Genomic DNA, 22,907 nt, shown 5'->3' with positions numbered 1-22,907 from the left:
GATGCGCGAGACCGGAAGCCGCAACATCGAACAAGAACGACATGACCCGCCGATATGCCGCCGGACGAATCTTTCCGCGTACCGCGATCTCTTTCGTCGCGCTGGTGGCGCTTGTCGTACTGTCGGCGGTGTGTGGCGCCATCTTCTGGAGCTTCGGCGGCGGCGACAAGCAGATCGAGCGGCGGGTCGACCGGGTCTACAGCATCGAGGACCCCCAGTTTGCCCACGAACTCGGCGTGTTACTGGGCCCCCCGGTGGTGGGCGGCAACCGCTACCGCGTGCTGCGCAATGGCGACGAAATTTTTCCCGCCATGCTCGATGCCATCCGGCGCGCGCGGAAGACCATCAATTTCGAGTCCTATATCTACTGGTCCGGCGATATCGGCCGGGCCTTTGCCGAAGCGCTGGCCGAGAGGGCGCGCCAGGGCGTGAAGGTGCACGTGCTGCTGGACGCGGTAGGCAGCTCCAAGGTCGAGCAGTCCGTGCTCGATATCATGACCAACGCCGGCGCGGAAGTCCGCAAGTTCCACCCGGTGCGCTGGTATACGCTAAGCAAGCTCAATAACCGCACGCACCGCAAGCTGCTGATCGTGGATGGCGTGCTCGGTTTTACCGGCGGGGTCGGGATCGCGCCCGAGTGGACCGGCAATGCCCAGGACCCCGACCATTGGCGTGACACGCACTTCGAGGTGGAAGGGCCCGTGGTCGGCCAGATGCAGGCGGTGTTCGTCGACAACTGGATCAAGGTGTCCGGCACGGTGCCCCACGGCGAGGCCTATTTCCCAATCATGCAGCCCGTTGGCGACGGCCACGCGCAGATGTTCAGCAGCTCCCCCACCGGCGGCAGCGAGAGCATGGCGCTGATGTACCAGCTGGCAATCACGGCGGCCAGGACGTCGATCGATCTGTCGGCGTCCTACTTCGTGCCGGATGCCGTCACGGAAAAGGCCCTGCTGGCCGCCGTGGCGCGCGGCGTGCGGTTGCGCATCATCGTGCCGGGCGAGCATATCGACGCGGAAACCGTACGGTCGGCCTCGCGCCAGCGCTGGGGCAATCTGCTGAAGGCCGGCGCGCTGATCGCCGAATACCAGCCGACCATGTACCACTGCAAGGTCATGATCGTGGATGGGCTGCTGGTGTCGGTCGGTTCCACCAACTTCGACAACCGCTCGTTCCGGCTCAACGACGAGGCCACGCTCAATATCCTGGATGCCGGCTTTGCCGCGCAGCAGACCGCGATCTTCGAACAGGATCTCACGCAGTCGCGCGTCATTACCTACGATGCGTGGCGCCACCGGCCGTGGCGGCAGAAGATGGCCGATGCGGTGTCGTCCCTGATCGGATCGCAGCTGTGAGGGGCCAATGGTCTGCGGGTGCCCACAACCGTATTCGCGCGCAGCCTGGTGCGCAAGGAGAGAATCGATGCAACGATCGCTGGTACGTATTTCCACGGTGGCCGCGTTTGCTGCGGCCTTGCTTGGCACGACGCTGCTGCTGCAGGCGTGCGGTTCTTTCGCCGGCGGCAAGCGCGGCAACGCGGCGGTGCCGGAGCCGGCCAGGCCGGTCGACCTGGAGCGCTATCTCGGCAAGTGGTACGAGTACGCGCGCTACGAGAACCGCTTCGAGCGGGGTTGCGATCGCGTGACCGCCGAGTATGGCAAGCGCGACGACGGGCTGATTTCGGTGCGCAATACCTGCGGCGCCCGTGCCGACGGTGAGCCCCGCACCTCCGATGGCCGCGCGCGGGTGGTGCCGGGCAGCGGCAACGCCAAGCTCGAGGTGTCGTTCTTCGGGCCGTTCTACGTGGGCGACTACTGGGTCCTCGACCATGCCGACGACTACACGTGGTCCATCGTGGGCGAGCCGTCGGGTCGCTTCCTGTGGATCCTGACCAGAGACCCACGGCCATCCATGGCACAGGGCGAAGCGCTGGTGGCGCGGGCGCGTGCCCTCGGGTACGACACCTCGATGCTGCGCATGACGGCACAGTAGCCGTCTGCGCGCGGCGTGCGCGCGGTTCGCCAACGCGGGAAGTTGCTTAGAATGGGTTAGCGGCCATCGCGCGCGGAGGCCGGCGCGCGCGTCGGGTCGGGCCGGGGCGGTGGTCTGCGGGGCGCGGCCTGTGCGCGTCGCGCGTCAATCCATTTTGCACCGCGGAGGTGCCATGCCCATGATCGGCAAGCTCGTATCCCTGGTCAGCCGTCGTACCCTGCGTGCGGAGGGGCATGTGTTTGCGATCACGCCCGAGCGGATCGCGCTCGCCGAAGGGATGCACGCGGCGCTCGCCATGGCGCCGATGCTCTGTGCGGCGGCGCTGCTCGCGCGGCCGGAGATCGCGTTTGGCGCGGTCGCGGCGTTCTGGACCTGTCTGTGCGATCCGCAAGGGCCCCAGCCCCAGCGTCTGAAGACCATGGCCGTCTTTATCGCGCTGGGCGTGCTGGTGCTGCCGTTGGCCGCCTACGGTGCGCATTGGGGCTACGCGGCCAGCGTGGTGACCTTGTTCGGGCTGGTGTTCCTGTGCGGACTGACGCGCTCCTACCAGCCCGCGCTCGGGCCCGGGCCGGCGCAGGCCGGACTGATCGCCTCGCTGGCGGTAGTGATCGGCATTGCGTCGCCGGCGCCGCTGGGCGGCGCCCTGGCCCTTGCCGGCTATTTTCTGATGGGGTCGGTGTGGACCGTCGTCTTTTGCGTCTACCTCTGGCCCATCCCGTTTCCCCAGTCGGCATGCCTGACGTTGGCCACCATCTTCGGCAGGCTGGAAGGCATGGCGGAACGCCTGGTCGCGCTGGATGCCCGCGCCGACCTGGATGCGTCGGGCTGGGCGGAGTTCGATACGGTCTACCGGCGCGCGGTGCGCATGTCGATCGAGCGCGGGCGCGCCCTGGCCGCGCACGATGTGCGCCATCATCCGGTCCTGGGCCAGGGCATCGATGTGGCGGGCAGGGTCTTCTCGGCGCTGATCGCGCTGGGGCATTGCCGCCGCCATGGGTTGTTGCCAGAGGATGAACATACGCAGAGCATGCTCGAGGCACTGCGCGCGTTGCTGCACAGCGTGACCGCGCAGGTACAGAAGATGCGGCAAGTGCGGCAAGTGCGGCAAGTGCGGCAGGTGCGGCAGGTGCGGCAGGTGCAGCAGGGTGGTGCGGCGCTGATGGAGCAAGCGGCGGCGCTGTTGCAGTGTACGGCCGGGCGCGACGATCCCGCGGCACGCGCGGTCGCCTTCGCCGCGCTGGCCATCGGCCACCTGGGCGAGCGCACGCAGCCGATGGCGGCGGGTTCGTCCGCGCCGCCCCGGCTCCCTGCCGTGCCCGCCGTGCCTGCCACGCCTGCCACGCCTGTCACGCCTGTCGCACCAGCCTCGGCATCGCCCGCTGCCGGCGCGTTCCGCATCGACACAGTGGTCTGGCGCCATGCGCTGCGGGTTGCCGTGGCGGCCGTGCTGGCTTATGGGGTGGGCACCTGGCTGAGCGTGACGTTCGCCTATTGGGCCGCCATCGCCGCCATTGTGGTGACCCAGCCGGTCTCGGCCAATACCTGGCTGCGCATCGCGGAGCGCACCTGCGGCAGCCTGGTCGGCGGCGCCATTGCCGCGGTGCTGCTGACCAGTCTGTCCGGGCCGCTCGCCATGACCCTGGCGATCCTGCCGCTTGCGGTGGTGACGGTGGCACTGCGACTGGTGAACTACGGCCTGTTTGTCGTGTTTCTGACGCCGATGTTCATGATGCTGTCGGACTTCATCCATCCCGCGCAGGGACTCGTGCTGGCGCGCCTGGTCAATGAATGCGTCGGCGCCTGCGTCGGCGTGGCGGTAAGCTTTCTGCTATGGCCGGCGACGGGGCACAACGCGGTCACGGCCGCCATCTCCAGCGCGATTGCCGCCAATCTGGCGTTTGCCTCGGCGGCGCTGCGGATGGAGGGGCTTGCGGGCGCCGCGCTCGACCGCCTCCAGCGCGAGGCCGGGCTGGCCAGCACGCGGCTGGAAGTGGCACGCGAGCGCATGCTGCTCGAAGGCCATCGGCACTCGGCCCGGATGGCGCATCTGTGGGAACTGGTCGTGGCGCTGCGGTCGGTGTGCGGTGCCGCCGCGGTGATCGAGGTGTTGCGCAACGGCCCGTCCGTTGCCAACGAGCGCCAGCGCGCCGATCGCTACGACGCGCTGGCGGCGGACATGCTGCAAGCGTTGAAGACGGGTACACCGGCGCCGACGCTGGCCGCTGCCGCGGCGCCGGCCGACGACCTGGAACAGGCGGTCCGGCATTGCGTGGCGGTACTCGACCGCTATCTGGCCGACCCGCCTGCGCATCGACCCACCCTTGATGCGCGCGCGCCGTAGCGAGGCGCGGCGTGCTTTATTTGACGCCCTGGAGCGCGGCGACCAGTGCTTCGCCAACCGCGGTTCCCGACGCCGGATTCTGGCCCGTGATCAGCCGCCCATCGACCACCAGCTTCGACTGCCATGGAGCGGCCGACGAGTACTCGGCGCCAGCTTCGCGCAGCGCATCTTCCAGCATGAACGGCACATCGGCCATGGCATAGCCTTCTTCCTCGGCGCGGGAGAAGGAGGTCAGGCGGCGACCCTTGACCAGCGGGGTGCCGTCATCCAGATTGACGCCGAGGAACGCGACCGGCCCATGGCATACGGCTGACACGATCTTGCCGCCATTCCACGCGCGCAGCACCGCGCGCTTGACGTCGGGGTCGTTGGCGATGTCGACCATCGGCCCGAGCCCGCCCGGAAAGAAAATCGCATCGTAGTCGAGCACATCCACTTCCGACAGTTTGCGGCTGTGCGCCATGCGCCGGACGGCCTGACTCTGGCTGAATGCGCGTTGCACGGGATCGTGGTCGTCATAGCCGTCGAAAGGCGGGTTGCCGCCGCGCGGTGACGCGTATTCGATGGCGACGCCGGCACGGTCGAGCACCTCGAACGGATGGGCGACCTCCGGATAGAAGTAGCCCGTCGGGCGCTTGTTGGGTCCGATCTCGGCGGCATTGGTCAATACGAACAGCACATGCTTGACGGTCATGATGGGCTCCTTCCGGGTTGAACGCCCCCGGGGCGACCGGGGGGCAAGGACAGCGCTGCCTATACCTCGTGCATCGGTGCATCCCTCGTGCATCGGTGCATCGCGCATCGTTCCATCCCTGTCTCGACATCGCGAATCGCGCCGCCTGTCGAGCAGGCTATACCATGGCACGCCGGCCGCAATCTCCAGATGCGGCTAACCATGCCATGGCCTCGGCGGCATCGGCGCGGCCGTCAGTTGGACGGGTTCTTGAACACGCGGCACTGGCTCTGCGCCACCGGCAGGAACACTTCATCGCCGGGCAGCGTGCGCTCCAGCGCATAGAGGTCCCATTCGCTTTTGGACTCCTGGGGCGTCTTGACGCGGAAGTAATAGTAGTCGTGCACCATGCGGCCGTCGGGGCGCAGCTTGGGGTTGCGCACCACGTCGTCCTGGATCGGCAGCTCGTGCATCTTGCGGACCGCCGTACGCGCATCGTCCGAGCCGGAAGCCGCCACCGCCTTCAGGTAGTGATAGACCGACGAGTACACCCCCGCGTGGGTGAGCGAGGGCGGTCCCTTCTTGTAGCGTTCCATGAAGCGCTTGCTGAAGCGCCGCGTGCCGTCGTCGATATCCCAGTAGAAGCTCTCGGGAAAGCGCAGCCCCTTGGCCTGCTCCAGGCCAATCCCCTTGATCTCGTAGATGGTGGGGAAGAACGCGGCCTGCAGCTTTCTGGCGGACAGCTTGAACTCGCTGGCGGACTTGATGGCGTTGGCGGCATCGGCGCCGGAGTTGGCAAAGGCCACCACATCGGCCTTGGACTGCAGCGCGGCGATGATCTGCGACGACATGTCGCTGCTGTTGAGCGGATGCTTGGATTCGCCGACGGTGCGTGCGCCAATCGCGTCGAGCTGCTTGCGCGCCTCGGCCACGGCGGCATTGCCATAGGCGTAGTCAACGGTGACGAAGAACCAGCCTTGCCCCGGCCTGGCGAGCCCCTTGATGGCCGCCGCGGTCTGGGAATAGGTGTCCCACATCCATTGCACCGTGTAGTCGGGCTGGCAATCCTCGCTCGAGATGCGCACCGGGCCGCCCGCAAACAGCGCCGCCTTGCCTTTCTGCACGGCCAGGTTGGACATCGCCAGCGCCACCGCGGAATTGACCATGTCGGCGTAGGCGTCCACCTTGTTGACGTCGGCCCACTCGCGCGCCTTGGCCAGCGCGATATCGGTCTTGTTCTGGTGATCCGCGGTCAGCAGTTCGATCTTGAGGCCCTTGCACTCCCTGGCCAGGCAGTCGTCGATCGCCATCTGCGCCGCGACCACCGAGCCATGGCCCGAGAATTGCGAAAAGGCGCCGCTCATATCGGTCAGCAGACCGATCCGGACTACACCGTCAGAGATCTCCGCGTGCGCGGCGGAGGCGGCCAGTGCCGCCGTGAAGGCCAGGCCGGCAGTCTTCCATGAAGCTCGTTTCATGATGTTCGCTCCCCAATGTCAGTCTATTGCGCCAGGGCCATGCCGTTGGCACGGTCGGCCTCGATCAACGCCGCGTCGCGCTCGGCGGGGTTGCCGTAGCCGCCGCCGCCGCCCATGAACACCTTGACGCGATCGCCGCGGTTGAGCGTGACCATCGACTTCGATGCCAGCCGCTCCGTCACCCCATGGCGCGTGAGCTCGCAGTAGCCGCGCTGGCCTTCCTCGCCGCCGAACAGCCCCTGGGGCGCGTAGCGATAGCGGTCGGCGTAGATTGCAAAGACCACGCCATCCTTGAGTACCGAGTACTCGCGGCTGAATCCCGCACCGCCGCGGTGCCTGCCCTGGCCGAAGGAATCGGCTTCCAGCGCATAGCGCTCCAGGCGGAAGAAGTCGTACTCCATATCCAGCGCTTCGGCCGGCGTATTGGCGCAGTTGGAGAGCGGCGAGTCCATCGCATCGCAGCCGTCGCCATGTTGCGAGCCGCCATAGCCACCGCCAAAGATCTCCAGGTAGACGCTATAGCCTTCGCCGCGCTGCAGCGAGAAGCATGCCGCGGTGAGGGTGTCGAAGCCGGTGGCGATGACCTTGTCCGGCGCCACCGGCGCCAGCGCGCGCATGATCGCGTTATAGATGCGGTAATTGGCTTCCAGCCGCGCACGCACGGGCGAGGGCGGTGCCGGGTTGAGGATCGACCCATACGGCGCGCTGATGCGCATGGCGCGCAGAATGCCGTCGTTGAACGGAATATCGGGCGAGGTCAGGATCGATTTCACGCAGGTCACCGCGGCCGAAACCGTGCACGAGAACGGCGAGTTCAGATTGCGGCGCACCTGCGGACTGCTGCCGGTAAAGTCGATCGCGACGCTGTCGCCGGCCACTTCGACCCTGACCTTGATCGCCAGCGGCTCGTCGCTGGTGCCATCGTCGTCGATCACGTCTTCGCCATGGTAGACACCGTCGGGCAACTGCGCGATGGCGGCGCGGAAGCGCCGTTCCGAGTAGTTGGCCATCTCGGCCATCACCTCGGTCACCATCGTGTCGCCGTATTTCTCGCAGAGCTGGGCGATACGCGCGGCGGCAATCGCATTGGCCGCGAACATCGCATTCATGTCGCCGATGGTCAGGTCGGGCACACGGATATTGGCACGCACCAGCTGTTCGAGCGGGCCGCCGTTCCAGTCACGGCTGATCGACCAGCGCGTAAGCGGCAGGCGCAGCCCCTCCTGGTAGATATCCGTGGCACCGGGATCGAGCCCCGGCGCGCCGCCGCCGAAGTCGATCTGGTGCGCCACGCTCGCCGAAAAGCCGACCAGGCGCCCGCGGAAGAAGATCGGGCAGAAGATATAGACGTCGGGCAAGTGCTGGCCGCCCGAATACGGATCGTTGGTGATCATGAAGTCGTCCGGCCCGATCGTCTCGGCCGGAAAGCGCTGCAGGCACTGCTTGAGCGTCATGCCGATCGGCCCGAGCTGGATCGGGATCAGTTCCGCCTGGGCGATCACGTCGCCATTGACGTCGGCAATCGCGGCCGAGCCATCGCTGGCTTCGCGCAGGATGGTCGAGTACGCCGAGCGGATCAGCTTGATGCCCATTTCACGGGCGGCCGCCAGGATGCTCTGGCTGATGATGGCGTTGTCGAACGGATTCACGGTCATGCTCAGGCCTCCTTGGCGAGGATCAGGTTGGAGTGGGCGTCCACCGCGGCGGTCCAGCCCAGCGGCACGAGTACGGTCGTGGTGTAGTCCTCCAGCACGGCGGGGCCGGCCAGGCGTTCGCCCCCGGGCGGCAGCGCGGCCACCGGCTCGCGCCGGCAGGGCGTCCAGCTTTTGCCGTCGTAGAGGGCCTGCTCGCCACGCCGGCCCGCATTGACATGGACGCTCTCGCTGCTCACCGCCGGGAGGTGCCCGGTGGGCACGGTGGCGCCCACCCGCAGCGCCACCACCTCGATCGGCCGGCCGGTCTTGTCGCTATGGAAATAGATGCGGTGGTGCGCATCGATAAAGCCGGCCTCCAGCGCGCGCCGATCGAGTGCCGCCAGCGCCTTGCCGTCCAGTTCGAGCGGCACTTCAAAGGCCTGTCCGACGTAGCGCATTTCCAGCGTAAAGCTGAAGTCGAGCGTCTGGTCGAATGCCATGCGCGTGAACTGGGCCTGCAACTGCTGCCGCATCGCCGCAAAGCGTTCGCGCAACGCATCGCAGGTGTGGTCGTCCACCTGCACGCGATGGGTCATGGTCTCGTACTTGATAAAGTCCGACGCCAGCAGACCATGCGCGGACGTCACGCCGGGGTTGGGCGGCGCCACTACCAGCGAGATGCCCAGTTCCTCGGCGATCTGTGCGGCCTGCATCGGGCCCGCGCCGCCAAACGGCACCAGCACGTAATCGCGCGGGTCGCGCCCGCGTTGGGTGGAGACCAGCTGGATGGCGCGCACGATATTGGCGTTGGCGAGGCGCACCGCGTTGTAGGCCACGGCTTCGACCGGCAGGCCGAAGTGCGCGGCCAGCCGATCGAAGGCCCGGTGCGCCGCCGCCACGTCGAGCGCCATATCGCCGCCGAGAAACGCCTCCGGCCGGACCGTGCCCAGCACCACGTGGGCGTCGGTGATGGTGGGCAGCGTGCCGCCCCGCCCATAGCAGGCCGGCCCGGGTTGCGCGCCCGCGCTCTCGGGGCCCACGCGCAACATGCCGCCATCGTCGATCCAGATCAGGCTGCCGCCGCCGGCGCCGACCGAGACGATATCGAGTACCGGCGTGCGCACCGGCAGGCCATCGATCTCGGTCTCGGGCGCCAGCGTCGGCTTGCCGTCCTGTACCAGGCAGACGTCGGAGCTGGTGCCGCCCATGTCGAAGGTGATGATGTCCTTGTAGCCGGACAGGATCACCTGCCGCACGGCACCGACCACGCCGGCCGCGGGGCCCGAGAACAGCGCGCTGATGGCGTTGTCGCGCATCGCGTCGGCGGGCAGGCGGCCGCCATTGGATTGCATCACCGAGAAGCGACCGCGAAAACCGTCGCGCGTCAGCGCCGCCGTCAGCCGCTGCAGGTAGCCGGCGATCACCGGTTGCACGAAGGCCGACAACGTCGCGGTGCTGGCGCGCTCGTATTCGCGGAATTCGCACGCGACCTGGTGCGAGCAGGTAACGGAGATCGCCGGCAGGGCGGCGCGGATCCATGCGGCCAGCTGCTGTTCGTGCTCGGGATTGCGATAGGCGTTGAGCAGGCAGATGGCGACCGCATCGAAGCCGCCGGCTTCCAGCCGGGGCAGGACCTCCGCGCGAAAGCGCGCTTCGTCCAGCGCCGTGGCCACCGAGCCATCCGCCAGCACGCGCTCGTGGGCCTCGAAGCAATCGCTGCGGCGCACCGGCGGGGCAGGCTTGCGGTAGAACAGGTCATAGATCTGCTTGCGGTCGTGACGCTGCAGAAACAGGATGTCGCGGAAGCCCTCGGTGGCCACGAATGCAACCTTGCCACCCTTGCGTTCAAGCACCGCGTTGGTGGCTACCGTCGAACCATGTGCGAAATCCTCGATCTGCGAGACATCGATGCGCGCGGCGCGCAAGGCGTCGAGCACCCCGATATCGGGCGATGCCGGTGTGCTCGGCACCTTGATGACCTGAATCCCTCCCGCCTGATGTGCCACCAGATCGGTGAAGGTGCCCCCTACCTCGACGCCAACTCTCATGGATTTGTCCCCGTACGGTCGTGAACCATTGCTCGAAGTGCTTCTCTGTTTAATCGCTATGCGATACACTGAATACGCATACCGATGAAGATGAGTCTATAAACGTTGTGATCATCGGTAAACGGATATTTGCAATCGCATATCGATGAAGTTGTAACGAACCCGGGGGAGCACGATGGATAACGCCAGCAGACAATCGCCGATGTTCAACCAGTCGGTGGAGAAGGGCCTTGCGATCCTTGCCGCGTTCGGGGCGCGCAACCGGCTGATGAGCCTGGGGCAGATTGCCGAGACGGTCGGCATCACGCGCAGCTCGGCGCAGCGGATCGTCTTTACGCTCGAGGCACTCGGCTATGTCGCCAAGGATCCCCATACCCGCCGCTACGAACTCGCGACCAAGGTCATGGAGATCGGCTGCAACTATGTGGCAGCCAACACGCTGATCGAGAGCGCCAACCCGTTCCTGTCGGCAATGAACAGCAATTGCGACGAGACGGTATCCCTGACCGAGCCGTGCGGCACCAATATGGTGTACGTGGCCTCGTTCACGAGTCGCAAGCCGATCGTCGCGCATATGGCCATCGGCAGTCGCATGCCGATGTATTGCACCGCGGCGGGGCGGGCGTACCTGAGCGGCCTGCCCGACCAGGAGGTGCGCGCACTGCTGGCGGCGGCGCCGCTCACGCCGATTACCGCCTATACCGTGACGGACGCGGACGCGATCCTGACCCAGGTGCGCGAAAGCCGCGCGCGGGGCTTCTCGACCAACTTCGAGGAATACTGGGTCGGCCATCTGAACGTGGGCGCTCCCGTGTACAACAAGGACGGGCGCGCGGTGGCGGCCGTGCATGTGGTGGCGCCAAGCAGCCGCTGGACGCAGGAGGACGTGGTGGGCAAGCTGGGTCCGATGGTGCGAGAATGCGCGGGGGCAATTACCAATGCCGTGCGCGCGCACTGACGTGGCGTCGGCGATGGATCCCGATGACACTCGATAAGCCGCGATGAAACGTATCGGCCGGCGCCACCTGCCGGCAATTTCGAACCTGCTGGCGTTCGCCACGGCGTCGCGCCTCGGCAGCATCACGCTCGCGGCGCGCGAGATGTCGCTGACGCAGAGCGCGGTCAGCAAGCAGCTGTCCGAGCTGGAGCAGTTTGTCGGGCTCAAGCTGCTGGAAAGAACCACCAATGGCATCGTGCCGACGGTGGCCGGCAAGGAGTACCTGCGGCGCATTACGCGCATCATCGACGACCTCGATGACGCCACCGCCGACCTGATGGCGACGCGTGGCGAAAGTGGCAGCCTCAACCTCTCCGTGGTGCCGTCGTTCGCCTCGTTCTGGCTGTTGCCGCGCCTGCCCGATTTCGCCAAGGCGCATCCGGACATCACGCTCAATATCACCACGCGTACCGGCGTGCCCGATCTCAACGAGGAGGGGCTCGATGTCGCGATCGTCACCAACGCCAATCCGCCCACGCGCTATGGCAACGACCTCGTCATGGGCATCGAAGCTTACCCGGTGTGTGCGCCATCGCTGCTGGCGGACCGCGGCCTGACACCGGCCACCACGTCGCTCGCGGAGGTGGCGCAACTGCCGCTGCTGCATCAATCGCTGTTTCCCCATGCATGGACCGAGTTCCTGCGGACGCAGGGCATCGACGGGGGCGCCGCGTCGGCCGGACCCCGCTACTCGATCCTGTCGCTCGGCTTCCAGGCCGCCGTGAGCGGATTGGGCTGCGCATTGCTGCCCGACTACCTCACCGCTCAGGCGCTCGAGCAAGGCAAGCTCGTCAAGCTGTCGGGTACGTACTACCGGCCGGAACAGTGCTACTACCTGCTGTATTCCCCCGACCGTATCGCGGCGCCCGGCATCTCGGCGTTCCGGCGCTGGCTGCTCGATGCGATCGGGCAGCCGCTGCCGGCCTAGTTTTCCACGGGCCGCCATGCCCTTCGCCGCGCTCTGAAATTCTGGAATGACCCTCTGAAAAAGGATCAGTTGTTCGTCATCGGCACGACAACTACATTCCCAACCACAGCGCGGCCTCAACCGTCCCGCGGACGCAAACCAGGCGTCGCGCTGTGGCGACCGTCCAGGGTTGGGACGGGTCCCGCCAACGGCAATCAACGTGTTGGGACATTCTTATGGGTTATCGAATTGGTGTGGATATCGGTGGCTCGTTCACCGATTTTGCGGTACTGAACGAGGAAACGCTCCAGGTCCAGGCGCTCAAGGTTTTCTCGCGGCCCGACGAGCCCGGTGCGGAGGTCATTACCGGCATCCGGACGCTTGGCGAGCGCTACGGCATCGATCCAGCGGACGTGACGTACTTCACGCACGGGACCACGGTCGGCGTGAACGCCGTGATCCAGCGCAAGGGCCTCAAGCTCGCGCTGTTCGTCACGGAAGGGTTCTGCGACGTGCTGGAACTGGGCCGCCTGAAGTTGCCCAGCATGTTCAACCTGCTGTCCAAGCGTCCGGCCCCGCTGGTACCGCGCGAGATGGTGTTCGGCGTGCGCGAGCGGCTGTTTCGCGATGGCTCGGTGGACGAGCCGCTCGATCTCGACAGCGTGGCAGCGGCTGTGGCGCTGGCCCGGAAGGCCGGTGCGCAGGGCATCGTGGTCTCGTTCCTCCATGCCTACCGCAATGCGGCGCACGAGCAGGCCGCGTGCGACATGATCCGCAGCCTCGCGCCGGAGCTGGCCGTGTTCAGCTCGGCACGGATCTGGCCGATCGTGCGCGAGTTCGAGCGCACCACTACCGCGGTCATCAACGGCTACGTGCAGCCACGCGTGGAGCACTACCTGAGCGCGTTCCAGCGCGCGCTCAAGCAGGCCGGCGTGCAGCCCGAGCCGCGCGTGACCAAGTCCAACGGCGGGGTCATGACGGCCGAGCAGGCCAAGCGCGAATGCGTGCAGATGATTCTCTCCGGCACGGCGTCGGGCGTGATCGGCGCGGCGTTCGTGGCCAAGGAGTGCGACGTGCCCGAATGCATGAGCCTCGATATCGGCGGCACCAGCGCGGACGTGGCGCTGATCGTCAACGGTGCGCCGCAGTACGGGATCGGCGAGTATATCGGCGAGCATCAGATCTTCATTCCCTCGGTGTCCGTGACCTCGATCGGCGACGGTGGCGGCTCGATCGCGTGGGTCGATTCGCTGGGCGTGCTCAAGGTGGGGCCGGACAGCGCCGGCTCCAGCCCGGGCCCGGCCTGCTTTGGCCGTGGGGGCGAGCGTCCGACCATCACCGACGCGTTTGCCGTATGCGGCATCGTGGGGCAGGGCGAGATCGGCTTCAACGCGGTCAAGGTCGACCTGGCACGCGCGCGCGCCGCGGTCGGCACCCTGGCCACGGTGCTGGGCCAGAGCGTGGAAGAGACCGCCGAGGCCATTATCAACATCGCGATCTCGGGCATGTTTGCCAAGGTCAGCGGCCTGGTCACGCGCTTTGGCGTGGATCCGCGCTCGATGGCCATGCTGCCGTTCGGCGGCGCGGGTCCCATGATGGGCTGCCTGCTGGCGCGCGAGCTGGAGATGACCGAAATCATCGTTCCGCTGGTCCCTGGCGTGCTGAGCGCGATGGGCGGCCTGATCGCCGATCTCAAGAACGATTTCATCAAGACGGTCTATGAAGACCTGGAGCCTGACACCGTGCCGCTCCTGCAGGAGGAGTTCCGCCGCCTGCATCGCACCGCGGTCAACTGGCTGCGCGAGGAGCAGGACTATCGCGGCGAGGCGCAACTGGTCTACTCCGCCGACATGCGTTATCGCGGCCAGTCCTACGAGATCGAGGCAGTGCTCGCCGAGCATGCGATCGAGGCGGGTGACTTCGCGGCGCTGCGCCAGGCCTTTCACGACGCGCACGAGAAGCTCTATGGCCATAGCGACCCCGATGCGGCGATCCAGATCGTCAGCCTGCGCCTGGTGGTAAGCGGCAAGACACCGCAGCCGCGGATGCCGCGCATTGCGGAGGGCAGCGGCAGCCCGACCCCGGCCGCGGTGGTCGAGGTGTGGTCCGACGCCAGCTGGCGCAAGACCCCGGTGTACCGGCGTGCCCAGTTGCTGGCGACGCAGACGTTCGCGGGGCCGGCCATCGTCACCCAGGACGACACCACCACCTTTGTACCGCAGCACATGCAGGTCCGGGTGGATGCCTTCGGCAACCTGCGCATTTCCGCCCAGCAGTCGTCCCAACAGGATTAACCGATGAAACTCAATCGCGCAACGCTACAGATTCTGGCCGACTACTGCGCGGCCGCGACCGAGGTGATGGCCTATACGGTCATGCGTACCGCCCATTCGTCGTTCGTCAAGGAAACCGAGGACTTCACCACGCAACTGGTAACGCCGCAGGGCGCCACCTTCGCCTCGCCCAAAGGGCTCGGCGCCACGTGGTACACCGGCATCGACTACTCGGGCGTGCTGCCGCTGGTGCAGGACTACCGCGAGGGCGACATCTGCATCACCAACGATCCGTACAGTGGCTACGTGGCCACGCATACGCCCGATATCCATATGTGGAAGCCGGTCTTCCACGCGGGCGAACTGGTCTGTTTTGTCGCGGGCCACGTCCATAACACCGACGTCGGCGGCGCGGTGCCCGCCTCGCTGTCGCGCTCGCTCAACGAAGTGCACCAGGAAGGCATTCGCATTCCGCCCGTCAAGCTGGTCCAGGGCGGCGCCTTCAACGACGATGTGCTCAATATCCTGCTGCTCAACGTGCGCACGCCGGACCAGAACTGGGGCGATCTCAAGGCGCATATCGCGGCCATGAACTCGGGCGAGCGCCGCATCCAGGAAATCATCCGGCGTTTCGGCATCGACGTCTTCAAGGCCGCGCAACAGGAACTGCTCGACTATGCGGAGCGGCAGGCGCGCGAAGTCGTGCGCGCCATCCCCGATGGCGAGTACTTCTTTGCCGACTATGCCGACGAGGATTCGGTCAATGGCTATCCGTGTCGCGTGGCCTGCACGCTGCGGGTCAGCGGCGACGCGCTGGTCATGGACTTTACCGGCAGCGATCCGCAACTGGCCTCGTCGCTGAACATGCCTACCGGTGGCCACGAGCGGCATGCGCTGGTGACACCCGCGCTGATCTATGTGCTGGCCACGCTCAATCCGCACCTCGTGCTCAATGCCGGCACCTCGCGGGTGGCGCGCGCCATTCTGCCCAAGGGCACCGTGATGAACGCCGAGGCGCCGGCCGCCTGCGGCATGCGCAGCCTGACCGTGGCGGTGTCGCAGCTGGCCGTGCTGGGCGCATTCCAGCAGGCGCTGCCGACCCAGCTGGCGGCGGCGCCGGCGGGCAGCGCCTCGCTGATGAACGTCAAGACCCACGATCGCCGGGGCCGGCTGATCATGGCGTCGATCGGTCCGATCAGCGGCGGTGGCGGGGGTTCGGTCTCCGACGACGGCGCCGAGGGCAGCGGCGGCAACCGCTCGTTCCTGAAGAACACGCCGGTGGAGATGATCGAGACCGAGGTGCCGATCAAGGTCATGAAGTACGGCCTCGTGCGCGACTCCGGCGGCGCCGGCAAGTATCGCGGCGGGCTTGGCATGGTGATGGAGTTCAAGGTTTTCTCGCCGAACTCGGTGGTGACCGCGCGTAATCGCAATCGCACGCGCTTCAGCACGTGGGGCGTGCTGGGCGGCAGGGCCGGCGGCAATTCGCAGTTCTTGCGCAATCCAGGCCAGGACAACGAGATCGATCTCGTCAACTCGGACGTGGTGCACTGCAATCCGGGCGACGTGCTACGCATCATCGGCCCGGGTGGCGGCGGCTATGGCGATCCGTTCGAGCGTTGCGCGCAACAGGTGGCACGCGATGTGGCGGCGGGCTTTGTCAGCCGCGCGGCGGCGCGCGAGGTGTACGGCGTGGCGCTGTCGGACGAAGGCGAGGTCGACCGGCGGGCCACCGAGGCATTGCGTAGCGCGCGCCCGTTGTGGCGCGATGGTCCGCACTTCAGCTACGGCGACCGGCGCGAGGCATTCGAAGCCGTGTGGTCGCGCCCCCGCTACGACGCCCTTACCACGATCCTGGCGCAGGTGCCCGTGACATGGCGCCACTACGTCAAGAACTCGATCTTCGCGGCGCTGGGCGATACCGTGGGAGATGGCAGTGCCGACGCGGTCCATGCGGCCTACCGCGAGCTGGCGGGCCGGCATGCCGACCTCCCGGTCGTGGCCTGGTAGGAGCCTGCCGTGAGTCAGCAACGTCGACATTTCATCCAGCAGCTCATGGGGCTGGGCGCGGCAGCCGCGCTTCCGCGCCAGGTTTGGGCCGAGAAGCCGTCGGCGTACCCGGCCGAGCCCGTGAGCGTCGTCATTCCCTTTACCGCGGGCGGCAGTACCGACTATATGGGCCGCCTGATCATGGCCGACGTCGGTTCCCGCTTCGGCGGCAAGTTCGTTCCCGAGAACAAGCCGGGTGCGAGCGGCAGCATCGGCACGGCGGGGGTCCTGCGGGCGCGGCCGGACGGCCATACGCTGCTGTACAGCACGGCCACGTTCCTGACCAACGTGCTGCTGTACAAGAACCTGCCGTACGATCCGCTCGCCGACTTCGTGCCGGTCGCACGCACCGTGCAATTGCCGCTGGTGCTGACGGTGAGCAAGGATATCGGCGTGCGGAGCCTGCCCGGGCTGGTGGACTACCTCAGGCGCAATCCCCAGTCGGCCAGCTATGGCAGCTATGGTATCGGCACCTCGTCGCACGTGGCGGCATCGATCTTCCTGAAGAAGATCGGCCTGCCGGCGGTGGTCCATGTACCGTACAAGGACAACCGCATTACCAGCGATCTCGTGGTCGGGCGGCTGGCGTTCATGTTCGAGGCGTGGTCGGTGGCGGCGCCGATGGTGCAGGCCGGGCGCGCGATGGTACTCGGCGTCACCAGCGACCAGCCGCTGCCGTTTGCGCCGCAGTTGCCAACCATCGCCAGCTTTATCCGCGAGAAGTACGACGTGGTGTCGTGGCATGCGCTGTTCGCCCGCAAGGGGACGCCCGAGGACATCCTCAACCTGCTCAATCGGGAGATCAACCAGTCGATCGCCAAGGACCGTATCCAGAAGTCGGTCAGCGATATGGGCTTTCTGCAGTTCGCCCCGTCGCCACGCACGGCAATGGCGGCGTTCCTGCAGGATGAGCTGATCCGGTGGAAGGCACTGATGATGGCGGCGGACGTGCCGCTGGCCTGACCCGGGGGGCCATGGACCGCTCCTGCCGTCCATGGGCACCCCGGGCGTTGATCGGCGGTGCAGATCAATCAATCGAAAAATGCAGATTCCGAAATGAATGCGTGACCCCTATACTCCCCCACACTACAAGCAGAAGAGGGTGGAGACATTTATGAAGATCAACGCTGGACTCGCCGTAGCCGGCGTACTGATGGCCTCCGCGCCGGGCGCGGTCGGCCTGGCGGCGGCCGCGGACGCTTATCCTTCCAGACCGATTCACTTCATCGTGCCGTACCCGCCGGGCGGTCCCACCGATCTCATGGCGCGGCTGCTGCAGGCCAGCATGCAACAGCGGCTGGGCGTACCCGTGGTGGTGGAGAACCGCGCCGGTGCGGGCGGCAATATCGGCACCGGCGCGGTGGCCAAGGCCACGCCGGATGGCTATACGATCCTGCTCGCCGCGAGCGGCCCGATGGCGGTCAATTCGACGCTATATAAGCATCTGTCGTACAACCCCCAGACGGAATTAACGCCGATCATCCAGATTTCCGCGTTTCCGCTGGTACTGGAGGTGAATCCGGGCATGCCGGCGACGGATGTGAAGTCGTTCATCGCGGCCGTCAAGAGCAAGCCAGGCGAGTACAGCTTTGCCTCGGCGGGCAACGGCACGCCGCAACACCTGGCCGGCGAGTTGTTCAATACGGCGGTGGGTACGAAGATGCAGCACGTTGCCTACAAGGGCGCCGGCCCCGCGCTCAACGACGTGCTCGGCGGGCAGGTACCGGTCATGTTCGATATCCTGGCAAGCTCGCTGACCTATATCAAGGCGGGCAAGCTGCGTCCGCTGGCAGTCACCACCAGAACGCGGTCGCCGGCGTTGCCGGATGTGCCGACGCTGGCAGAAGCCGGCGTACCCGGTTTCGAGTTTGTCGCGTGGCACGGCATTGCCGCCCCGGCGGGAACCCCACAGGCGATCGTCCTCAAGCTCAACGGCGTGATCAACGAGATCTTCAAGGAACCCGAGTTCCGCTCGCGATGGGAGGCCATCGGTACGCCCGTGGTTGGCGGTACGCCCGATGCGTTTGGGGCACTGATTCGCAGCGAGTCCAGGCGGCTTGGCAAGATCGTGAAGGATACGGGCGCGACGGTCGACTGACGCAGGTGTGCAAGCGTCTCAGCGCGACCTGGTGGTGTGGTCGCGGCGCTCGGCCAGATGCGCGCGCAGGATGCCGAGCAACGCGGCGGCGGCCGGCGAAAGGGTCCGGTTGCGCGCCGTGACCAGGCCGATCGAGCGCCTGGTGACCGGTGCCGTCAGCAATCGCTCGACGATGCCCGGATGGGCCACCGTGCTGGCGGCAATTTCGGGCAGTGCCGCCACGCCGAAACCGCATTCGACCATGGCGGCGATGGTCTGCAGCCGCTCCGCCTCGAACAGCGGCTGGAAGCGGATGCGGTTCTGCAGGAAAGCCCATTCCGAATACTGCCGTACGCTGCTTGGATGCGTCATCGAGATGTGGGACAGATGGACGGTGTCGGCCCACCGGATCGGCCCTTTGCCTCGGGCGAGGGCATGTGACTTCGGTATCAGCAGGACGAAGCGATCGGACATCATGGCTTCGTATTGCAGGTCGACCTGCTCGGGATCGGCCGCGGTCAGCGCAAAGTCGACCTCGCCGGCACGCACCAGGTCGAAGGCCGGGCCCGACAGCGTGTCGAAGACCTTGAAGGTGACTGCCGGATGGGCGCGTTGAAACGCCATCAGCACACGCGGCAGCAGCTTGGCCGCGAGCGAAGGCATGGCCGCCACGGCGACGTGGCCGCGCTCGGCATGGGCAATCCCGCTGACCGCATCGACGGCTTCGCGAAAGGCTGCCTGCACGTAGGCGGACTGCCTGACGAAGACTTCGCCGGCCGCCGTGAGCCGCACCGTGCGTGTGGTGCGCTCGAACAGCCGCACACCGAGGGCTTCCTCGATACGCAGGATTTGCGCGGACAAGGCGGATTGGGACAGATGCAATTGCGCAGCCGCCTGGCGGAAGTTGAGCACGCGTCCGAGCAGGAGCACGGTCTCCATGTCGCGCATGGACAGATTGACTTTCATGGCATTGATCCATTTTTGGGATCATTTTATCCAATTGTCCGATGCGATCGATCACGGTCATGATCGGCGCCGCATCGGCTCTCGCGTCAGACAGGATGGAAGCATGCAGGATACGAACGCAAATCAACCGCAGGACGTAGCGCAACCGAACCTCGCCGGTCCGGGCGCGTCGCATGCCGTCGTGGTCGGTGGCGGCACCATGGGCGCGGACGTCGCCGTGGTGCTTGCCCGCGCACTGTGCCGCACCACCATTGTCGAGCCCGATGCCGCGAAGGCAGGTGCCCTGCCGGCGCGGATCGGCACCAACCTCGCAGCCATCGGCCGGCAGGACGGTGCGTCTCGCGTGGGGGTGGTGGCCGATCTGGATGCCATCGACTGGGCGTCGGTCGACCTTGTCATCGAGTGTGTGCCGGAGCGACTGGACGTGAAGCAGGCGCTGTTTGCGCGCCTGGTGGATGTGGCCCGGCCCAACGCCATCCTGGCCAGCAACAGTTCGAGCTTTCCCATCAGCGCCATCGGCAGCGGACTATCGACACGTGAACGCTTGCTCGGCCTGCATTTCTTCATGCCGGCGCATCTGGTGCCGCTGGTGGAGGTGGTGCTGGGAGAGGCCAGCAGCATGGCTGCCGCCGATGCCCTGATGGCATTCATGCGCCGCTGCGGCATGGTGCCGGTCAAGGTCAGGCAGGATCTCCCCGGTTTCCTGGCCAACCGGCTGCAGCATGCCCTCTCGCGCGAGGCGTTCGACCTGATCGATCGCGGGATTGCCTCGCCGGAAGATGTCGATGCCGCGGTACGGTTCGGCTTCGGATTTCGTTTCCTCGCTGCCGGACCCGTCATGCAGCGCGATCACGCCGGCATCGACGTGCATGCGGCCGCGGCCGCGACCATGTATCCCACCTTCTGCAATGCCGACCTGCCCGCGCAGTGCCTGCGCGAGCGGGCGGCCGACGGTCGTCACGGCATGAAAGCGGGCGAAGGCTTCTATCGCTGGACGCCGGAGGCGATGCAAGCGGAGCGCGCCCGGTACGACCGTCTGCTGCGCGCGGGGCTCGGCCTGATTGCCGCGGAACTCCCCGAGATTCAACCCTGAGGCGTTCTCACGCCCATTGCTCATGGAAAATATGTTGCTTGCCGATGCGCCACTGGTGATCACCGTTGCCCCCAACGGGGCCTACAAGACCCCTGGCGATCATCCCGCCGTACCCGTGACGCCGGCGGCGCTGGCGGCGGAGGCACGTGCCTGCCTGGATGCCGGCGCGGCGATGATGCATATGCACGTGCGGCGCCCGGATGGCCGCCATTCGCTGGACGTGGAGGATTATCGCGTGGCGCTCGCTGCCGTGCGGCAAGCGGTGGGCGACGCCTTGCCGGTGCAGGTCACCAGCGAGGCGGCCGGCGTCTATCGGGCGGCGGAACAGATGGCCATGGTGCGCGAATTGCGCCCCGAGGCGGTGTCCATCGGGCTGCGCGAGATTGCCGTGCCGGAAGTACCGGAGCATGAGCTGGCCGGCTTTCTGCAATGGCTCGCCGCAGAGCGCGTGATGACGCAGATCATTCTCTACGACGTCGCCGATCTGCAACGGCTGCAAGCGCTGCGCGCGCGCGGCTTGATGCCTGCCGGCGCCTGGTCGGTGCTGTTCGTGCTGGGGCGCTATACCGCCGGACAAACGTCGTCGCCGCGCGACCTGCTGCCATTCCTGCAAGCTTTCGATCAGGCGCTGCCGTGGGCGATGTGCGCCTTCGGCCGGGAGGAGCACGCCTGCGCCATCGCCGCCGCCGCCATGGGTGGCCATGTTCGGGTCGGCTTTGAAAACAACCTCAAGCTGCGCGATGGCACCACCGCGCCCGGCAATGCGGCACTGGTCGCGCAGGCGGCGGAGGGTGGCCGGGTCCTGGGCCGGCCGCTGGCGAACGCCGCGCAGGCCCGGACCCTGTACGGCGCGGTACGCTGAGTCTTCATGCCAGCCGCTGGCCCGAGGGCGCCGGCGGCACGCCACGGCCACGCGCGACCAGCTTGTCGAGCAGCCACACGGCGAGCATGGTCAGTCCCATCATCGGGAAGATCGTGCCTAGCAAGCCCAGGCCGATCACCCAGGCACGCATCGGCGGCAGCGTGGCCGGGTACGCGGGCGCGCCGAGCGCGCGCGCGGGCCTGCGCCGCAGCCACATGATGAAGCCGGTGGTGGCAAGCGCCATCAGTCCGAGCGAAACGGCCGCGCAGACAATCTGGTTGGCCACGCCGAAATAGCGCCCCATATGCAGCGCCGTGCCGTACGAGACGGCCTTGGCCACGGCGCCGTAGTCGGCAAAGCGGAGGTCCCGGATCACGTCGCCACGATGCTGGTCGATATGCAATGTCCGCTCGCCCTGCGGGTCGCTCGGGAAGCACGAGACCGTGTAGACGGCGTCCGTCGTGGCGGGCAACGCGACCTGGCAGCCGGTGGCCGCGCCGCGCGCCGTGGCGATCGCGACCACGCGTTCGAGGCCGAGCGGCACGCCGCTCCCGGATCCGGTGGGTACGCGGGTTTTGCCGGTTGCCCAGGGCAGCTCGGACAAGGGAAGATCCTCCATGGTGCGGCCGGCATGTCCCGCATGTCCCGTATGTCCCTCATGTCCCTCGTGTCCCTCATGTCCCTCATGTCCCTCGTGTCCGGCGCCGGGTGTCGCAGGCGGTTGCGCGCCCGGGCCGCCTGCGGGACGTCCCAGATTCGCCGCCGTGGCGAGAGCCTTGAACTGCTGGCCCCACGACGCCGTCCACGGCAATCCGGACAGCACAAAGGCCAGCGCGCCGAGCGCCAGCCAGGCGCCCAGCACCAGATGGAGTTCTTTCCACCACCCCCGCTTGCCCGCGGCCGGGGCCCGGACCCATGCGCGCAGGCCCGAGGCACGCAGGCGCGGCCACCACATGGCCAGGCCGGTCGCGATCATGACCAGCGTCCAGCATCCCGCCAGTTCCATCAGCAATTCGCCCGGCTTGCCGGCGAGCAGGGCGCGATGAATCATGCGCACCTGTTTCATCAGGCGGTTTTCCACGCTGAGGCTGCCAAGGATCTCGCCCGAGTACGGATCGAGATAGACGCTGTCGCTATGGCCGGAAGGCAGCCTGAAGACGAATTCGGTGCTGGCGTCGGGCCGTGCCGGAATCGCATAGGTCGTCGCCACCGCGCCGTCCGGGGCCGCGGCGCGCGCACGCTGCAGCAGGGCGTCCGCTCCCAACGGCTGTCCGGCCGGTTTCACCCGCAGCAGATGGGGATAGAGCAGGGGCTCGATCTGCGGCTGGAAGCAGTAGATCGTTCCTGTCACGGCGAGTACGATCAGGAACGGCATGACGAACAGGCCGGCGTAAAAGTGCCAGCGCCACAGCATGCGATAGGCGGCCGCGGTGGCGGGCACGGAGCGAGGCGGTGGCAGGGGAGGCAGCGAGGGAGGCAGCGAGGGAGGCGTGGGGGTCATCGGCGGTACGAAATGC

The 22,907-nt window shown here is 66.9% G+C and carries 17 protein-coding genes; 11 read left to right on the top strand and 6 right to left on the bottom strand.

The window, feature by feature from the left end:
- Nucleotides 1-41: 41 nt before the first annotated feature.
- The 3 genes from DFLDMN_RS25015 (at nt 42) to DFLDMN_RS25005 (ending at nt 4,333) form a co-directional block, all read left to right on the top strand.
- Nucleotides 42-1,355 (top strand): phospholipase D-like domain-containing protein, encoded by a 1,314-nt coding sequence (locus DFLDMN_RS25015; RefSeq protein WP_423200462.1) that lies wholly within the window; start codon nt 42-44, stop codon nt 1,353-1,355.
- 67 nt (nt 1,356-1,422) lie between these two features.
- Entirely contained in the window at nt 1,423-1,992 is a 570-nt protein-coding gene (locus DFLDMN_RS25010; protein WP_423200461.1) for a lipocalin family protein, read from the top strand.
- Nucleotides 1,993-2,170: 178 nt separating this feature from the next.
- Entirely contained in the window at nt 2,171-4,333 is a 2,163-nt protein-coding gene (locus DFLDMN_RS25005) for an FUSC family protein (protein WP_423200460.1), read from the top strand.
- 16 nt (nt 4,334-4,349) lie between these two features.
- On the opposite strand, the gene DFLDMN_RS25000 is transcribed toward DFLDMN_RS25005, so the two are convergent.
- The 4 genes from DFLDMN_RS25000 to DFLDMN_RS24985 all read right to left on the bottom strand — a co-directional run bounded on the left by DFLDMN_RS25000 (nt 4,350) and on the right by DFLDMN_RS24985 (nt 10,166).
- Nucleotides 4,350-5,027 (bottom strand): type 1 glutamine amidotransferase domain-containing protein, encoded by a 678-nt coding sequence (locus tag DFLDMN_RS25000; protein ID WP_423200459.1) that lies wholly within the window; start codon nt 5,025-5,027, stop codon nt 4,350-4,352.
- Nucleotides 5,028-5,260: 233 nt separating this feature from the next.
- Nucleotides 5,261-6,484 carry an ABC transporter substrate-binding protein gene (locus tag DFLDMN_RS24995; RefSeq protein WP_423200458.1) on the bottom strand — a complete coding sequence of 408 codons (1,224 nt, stop codon included), beginning with the start codon at nt 6,482-6,484 and terminating at the stop codon, nt 5,261-5,263.
- A gap of 23 nt (nt 6,485-6,507) precedes the next feature.
- Nucleotides 6,508-8,139: a hydantoinase B/oxoprolinase family protein gene (locus DFLDMN_RS24990; protein WP_423200457.1), complete on the bottom strand. Its 1,632-nt coding sequence runs from the start codon at nt 8,137-8,139 to the stop codon at nt 6,508-6,510.
- Between the two features lie 2 nt (nt 8,140-8,141).
- Nucleotides 8,142-10,166 (bottom strand): hydantoinase/oxoprolinase family protein, encoded by a 2,025-nt coding sequence (locus DFLDMN_RS24985; RefSeq protein ID WP_423200456.1) that lies wholly within the window; start codon nt 10,164-10,166, stop codon nt 8,142-8,144.
- A 175-nt stretch (nt 10,167-10,341) separates the two neighbouring features.
- On the opposite strand from DFLDMN_RS24985, the gene DFLDMN_RS24980 reads away from it, so the two are divergent.
- The 6 genes from DFLDMN_RS24980 to DFLDMN_RS24955 all read left to right on the top strand — a co-directional run bounded on the left by DFLDMN_RS24980 (nt 10,342) and on the right by DFLDMN_RS24955 (nt 18,490).
- Entirely contained in the window at nt 10,342-11,124 is a 783-nt protein-coding gene (locus DFLDMN_RS24980) for an IclR family transcriptional regulator (RefSeq protein ID WP_423200455.1), read from the top strand.
- A 43-nt stretch (nt 11,125-11,167) separates the two neighbouring features.
- Entirely contained in the window at nt 11,168-12,091 is a 924-nt protein-coding gene (locus DFLDMN_RS24975) for a LysR family transcriptional regulator (RefSeq protein WP_423200454.1), read from the top strand.
- Between the two features lie 215 nt (nt 12,092-12,306).
- A complete protein-coding gene (locus tag DFLDMN_RS24970; RefSeq protein WP_423200453.1) occupies nt 12,307-14,364 on the top strand; it encodes a hydantoinase/oxoprolinase family protein in 2,058 nt (685 codons plus the stop codon).
- Between the two features lie 3 nt (nt 14,365-14,367).
- Nucleotides 14,368-16,353, top strand: a complete 1,986-nt coding sequence (locus DFLDMN_RS24965; RefSeq protein WP_423200452.1) for a hydantoinase B/oxoprolinase family protein — start codon at nt 14,368-14,370, stop codon at nt 16,351-16,353.
- Between the two features lie 9 nt (nt 16,354-16,362).
- The gene (locus tag DFLDMN_RS24960) at nt 16,363-17,355 is read left to right on the top strand and encodes a Bug family tripartite tricarboxylate transporter substrate binding protein (RefSeq protein WP_423200451.1); all 993 of its coding nucleotides are present in this window, start codon (nt 16,363-16,365) and stop codon (nt 17,353-17,355) included.
- Between the two features lie 151 nt (nt 17,356-17,506).
- Nucleotides 17,507-18,490 carry a Bug family tripartite tricarboxylate transporter substrate binding protein gene (locus DFLDMN_RS24955; RefSeq protein ID WP_423200450.1) on the top strand — a complete coding sequence of 328 codons (984 nt, stop codon included), beginning with the start codon at nt 17,507-17,509 and terminating at the stop codon, nt 18,488-18,490.
- Nucleotides 18,491-18,508: 18 nt separating this feature from the next.
- On the opposite strand, the gene DFLDMN_RS24950 is transcribed toward DFLDMN_RS24955, so the two are convergent.
- Nucleotides 18,509-19,435, bottom strand: coding sequence for a LysR family transcriptional regulator (locus DFLDMN_RS24950; protein WP_423200449.1), 927 nt, complete (start codon nt 19,433-19,435; stop codon nt 18,509-18,511).
- A gap of 103 nt (nt 19,436-19,538) precedes the next feature.
- Here DFLDMN_RS24950 and DFLDMN_RS24945 point away from each other — a divergent pair, with 103 nt between their 5' ends.
- Both DFLDMN_RS24945 and DFLDMN_RS24940 read left to right on the top strand, forming a co-directional pair.
- Nucleotides 19,539-20,528 (top strand): 3-hydroxyacyl-CoA dehydrogenase family protein, encoded by a 990-nt coding sequence (locus DFLDMN_RS24945; RefSeq protein WP_423200448.1) that lies wholly within the window; start codon nt 19,539-19,541, stop codon nt 20,526-20,528.
- 22 nt (nt 20,529-20,550) lie between these two features.
- Nucleotides 20,551-21,390: a 3-keto-5-aminohexanoate cleavage protein gene (locus tag DFLDMN_RS24940; protein WP_423200447.1), complete on the top strand. Its 840-nt coding sequence runs from the start codon at nt 20,551-20,553 to the stop codon at nt 21,388-21,390.
- Between the two features lie 4 nt (nt 21,391-21,394).
- Here the strand turns inward: DFLDMN_RS24940 and DFLDMN_RS24935 are convergent, their stop codons facing one another.
- On the bottom strand, nt 21,395-22,891 hold the full coding sequence (locus DFLDMN_RS24935) for a PepSY-associated TM helix domain-containing protein (protein WP_423200446.1): 1,497 nt from the start codon (nt 22,889-22,891) through the stop codon (nt 21,395-21,397).
- Nucleotides 22,892-22,907: the final 16 nt, after the last annotated feature.

Origin of the sequence: Cupriavidus sp. H19C3 (assembly GCF_049393815.1) — a bacterium.
GTDB lineage: Bacteria > Pseudomonadota > Gammaproteobacteria > Burkholderiales > Burkholderiaceae > Cupriavidus.
This window is presented reverse-complemented; position numbering and strand designations above follow the sequence as displayed.

Excerpts from the sequence above, each read along its gene's own strand:
- DFLDMN_RS25015 (WP_423200462.1), top strand. The coding sequence starts at position 42 with ATGACCCGCCGATATGCCGCCGGACGAATCTTTCCGCGTACCGCGATC.
- DFLDMN_RS25010 (WP_423200461.1), top strand. The coding sequence starts at position 1,423 with ATGCAACGATCGCTGGTACGTATTTCCACGGTGGCCGCGTTTGCTGCG.
- DFLDMN_RS25005 (WP_423200460.1), top strand. The coding sequence starts at position 2,171 with ATGATCGGCAAGCTCGTATCCCTGGTCAGCCGTCGTACCCTGCGTGCG.
- DFLDMN_RS25000 (WP_423200459.1), bottom strand. The coding sequence starts at position 5,027 with ATGACCGTCAAGCATGTGCTGTTCGTATTGACCAATGCCGCCGAGATC.
- DFLDMN_RS24995 (WP_423200458.1), bottom strand. The coding sequence starts at position 6,484 with ATGAAACGAGCTTCATGGAAGACTGCCGGCCTGGCCTTCACGGCGGCA.
- DFLDMN_RS24990 (WP_423200457.1), bottom strand. The coding sequence starts at position 8,139 with ATGACCGTGAATCCGTTCGACAACGCCATCATCAGCCAGAGCATCCTG.
- DFLDMN_RS24985 (WP_423200456.1), bottom strand. The coding sequence starts at position 10,166 with ATGAGAGTTGGCGTCGAGGTAGGGGGCACCTTCACCGATCTGGTGGCA.
- DFLDMN_RS24980 (WP_423200455.1), top strand. The coding sequence starts at position 10,342 with ATGGATAACGCCAGCAGACAATCGCCGATGTTCAACCAGTCGGTGGAG.
- DFLDMN_RS24975 (WP_423200454.1), top strand. The coding sequence starts at position 11,168 with ATGAAACGTATCGGCCGGCGCCACCTGCCGGCAATTTCGAACCTGCTG.
- DFLDMN_RS24970 (WP_423200453.1), top strand. The coding sequence starts at position 12,307 with ATGGGTTATCGAATTGGTGTGGATATCGGTGGCTCGTTCACCGATTTT.
- DFLDMN_RS24965 (WP_423200452.1), top strand. The coding sequence starts at position 14,368 with ATGAAACTCAATCGCGCAACGCTACAGATTCTGGCCGACTACTGCGCG.
- DFLDMN_RS24955 (WP_423200450.1), top strand. The coding sequence starts at position 17,507 with ATGAAGATCAACGCTGGACTCGCCGTAGCCGGCGTACTGATGGCCTCC.
- DFLDMN_RS24950 (WP_423200449.1), bottom strand. The coding sequence starts at position 19,435 with ATGAAAGTCAATCTGTCCATGCGCGACATGGAGACCGTGCTCCTGCTC.
- DFLDMN_RS24945 (WP_423200448.1), top strand. The coding sequence starts at position 19,539 with ATGCAGGATACGAACGCAAATCAACCGCAGGACGTAGCGCAACCGAAC.
- DFLDMN_RS24940 (WP_423200447.1), top strand. The coding sequence starts at position 20,551 with ATGGAAAATATGTTGCTTGCCGATGCGCCACTGGTGATCACCGTTGCC.
- DFLDMN_RS24935 (WP_423200446.1), bottom strand. The coding sequence starts at position 22,891 with ATGACCCCCACGCCTCCCTCGCTGCCTCCCTCGCTGCCTCCCCTGCCA.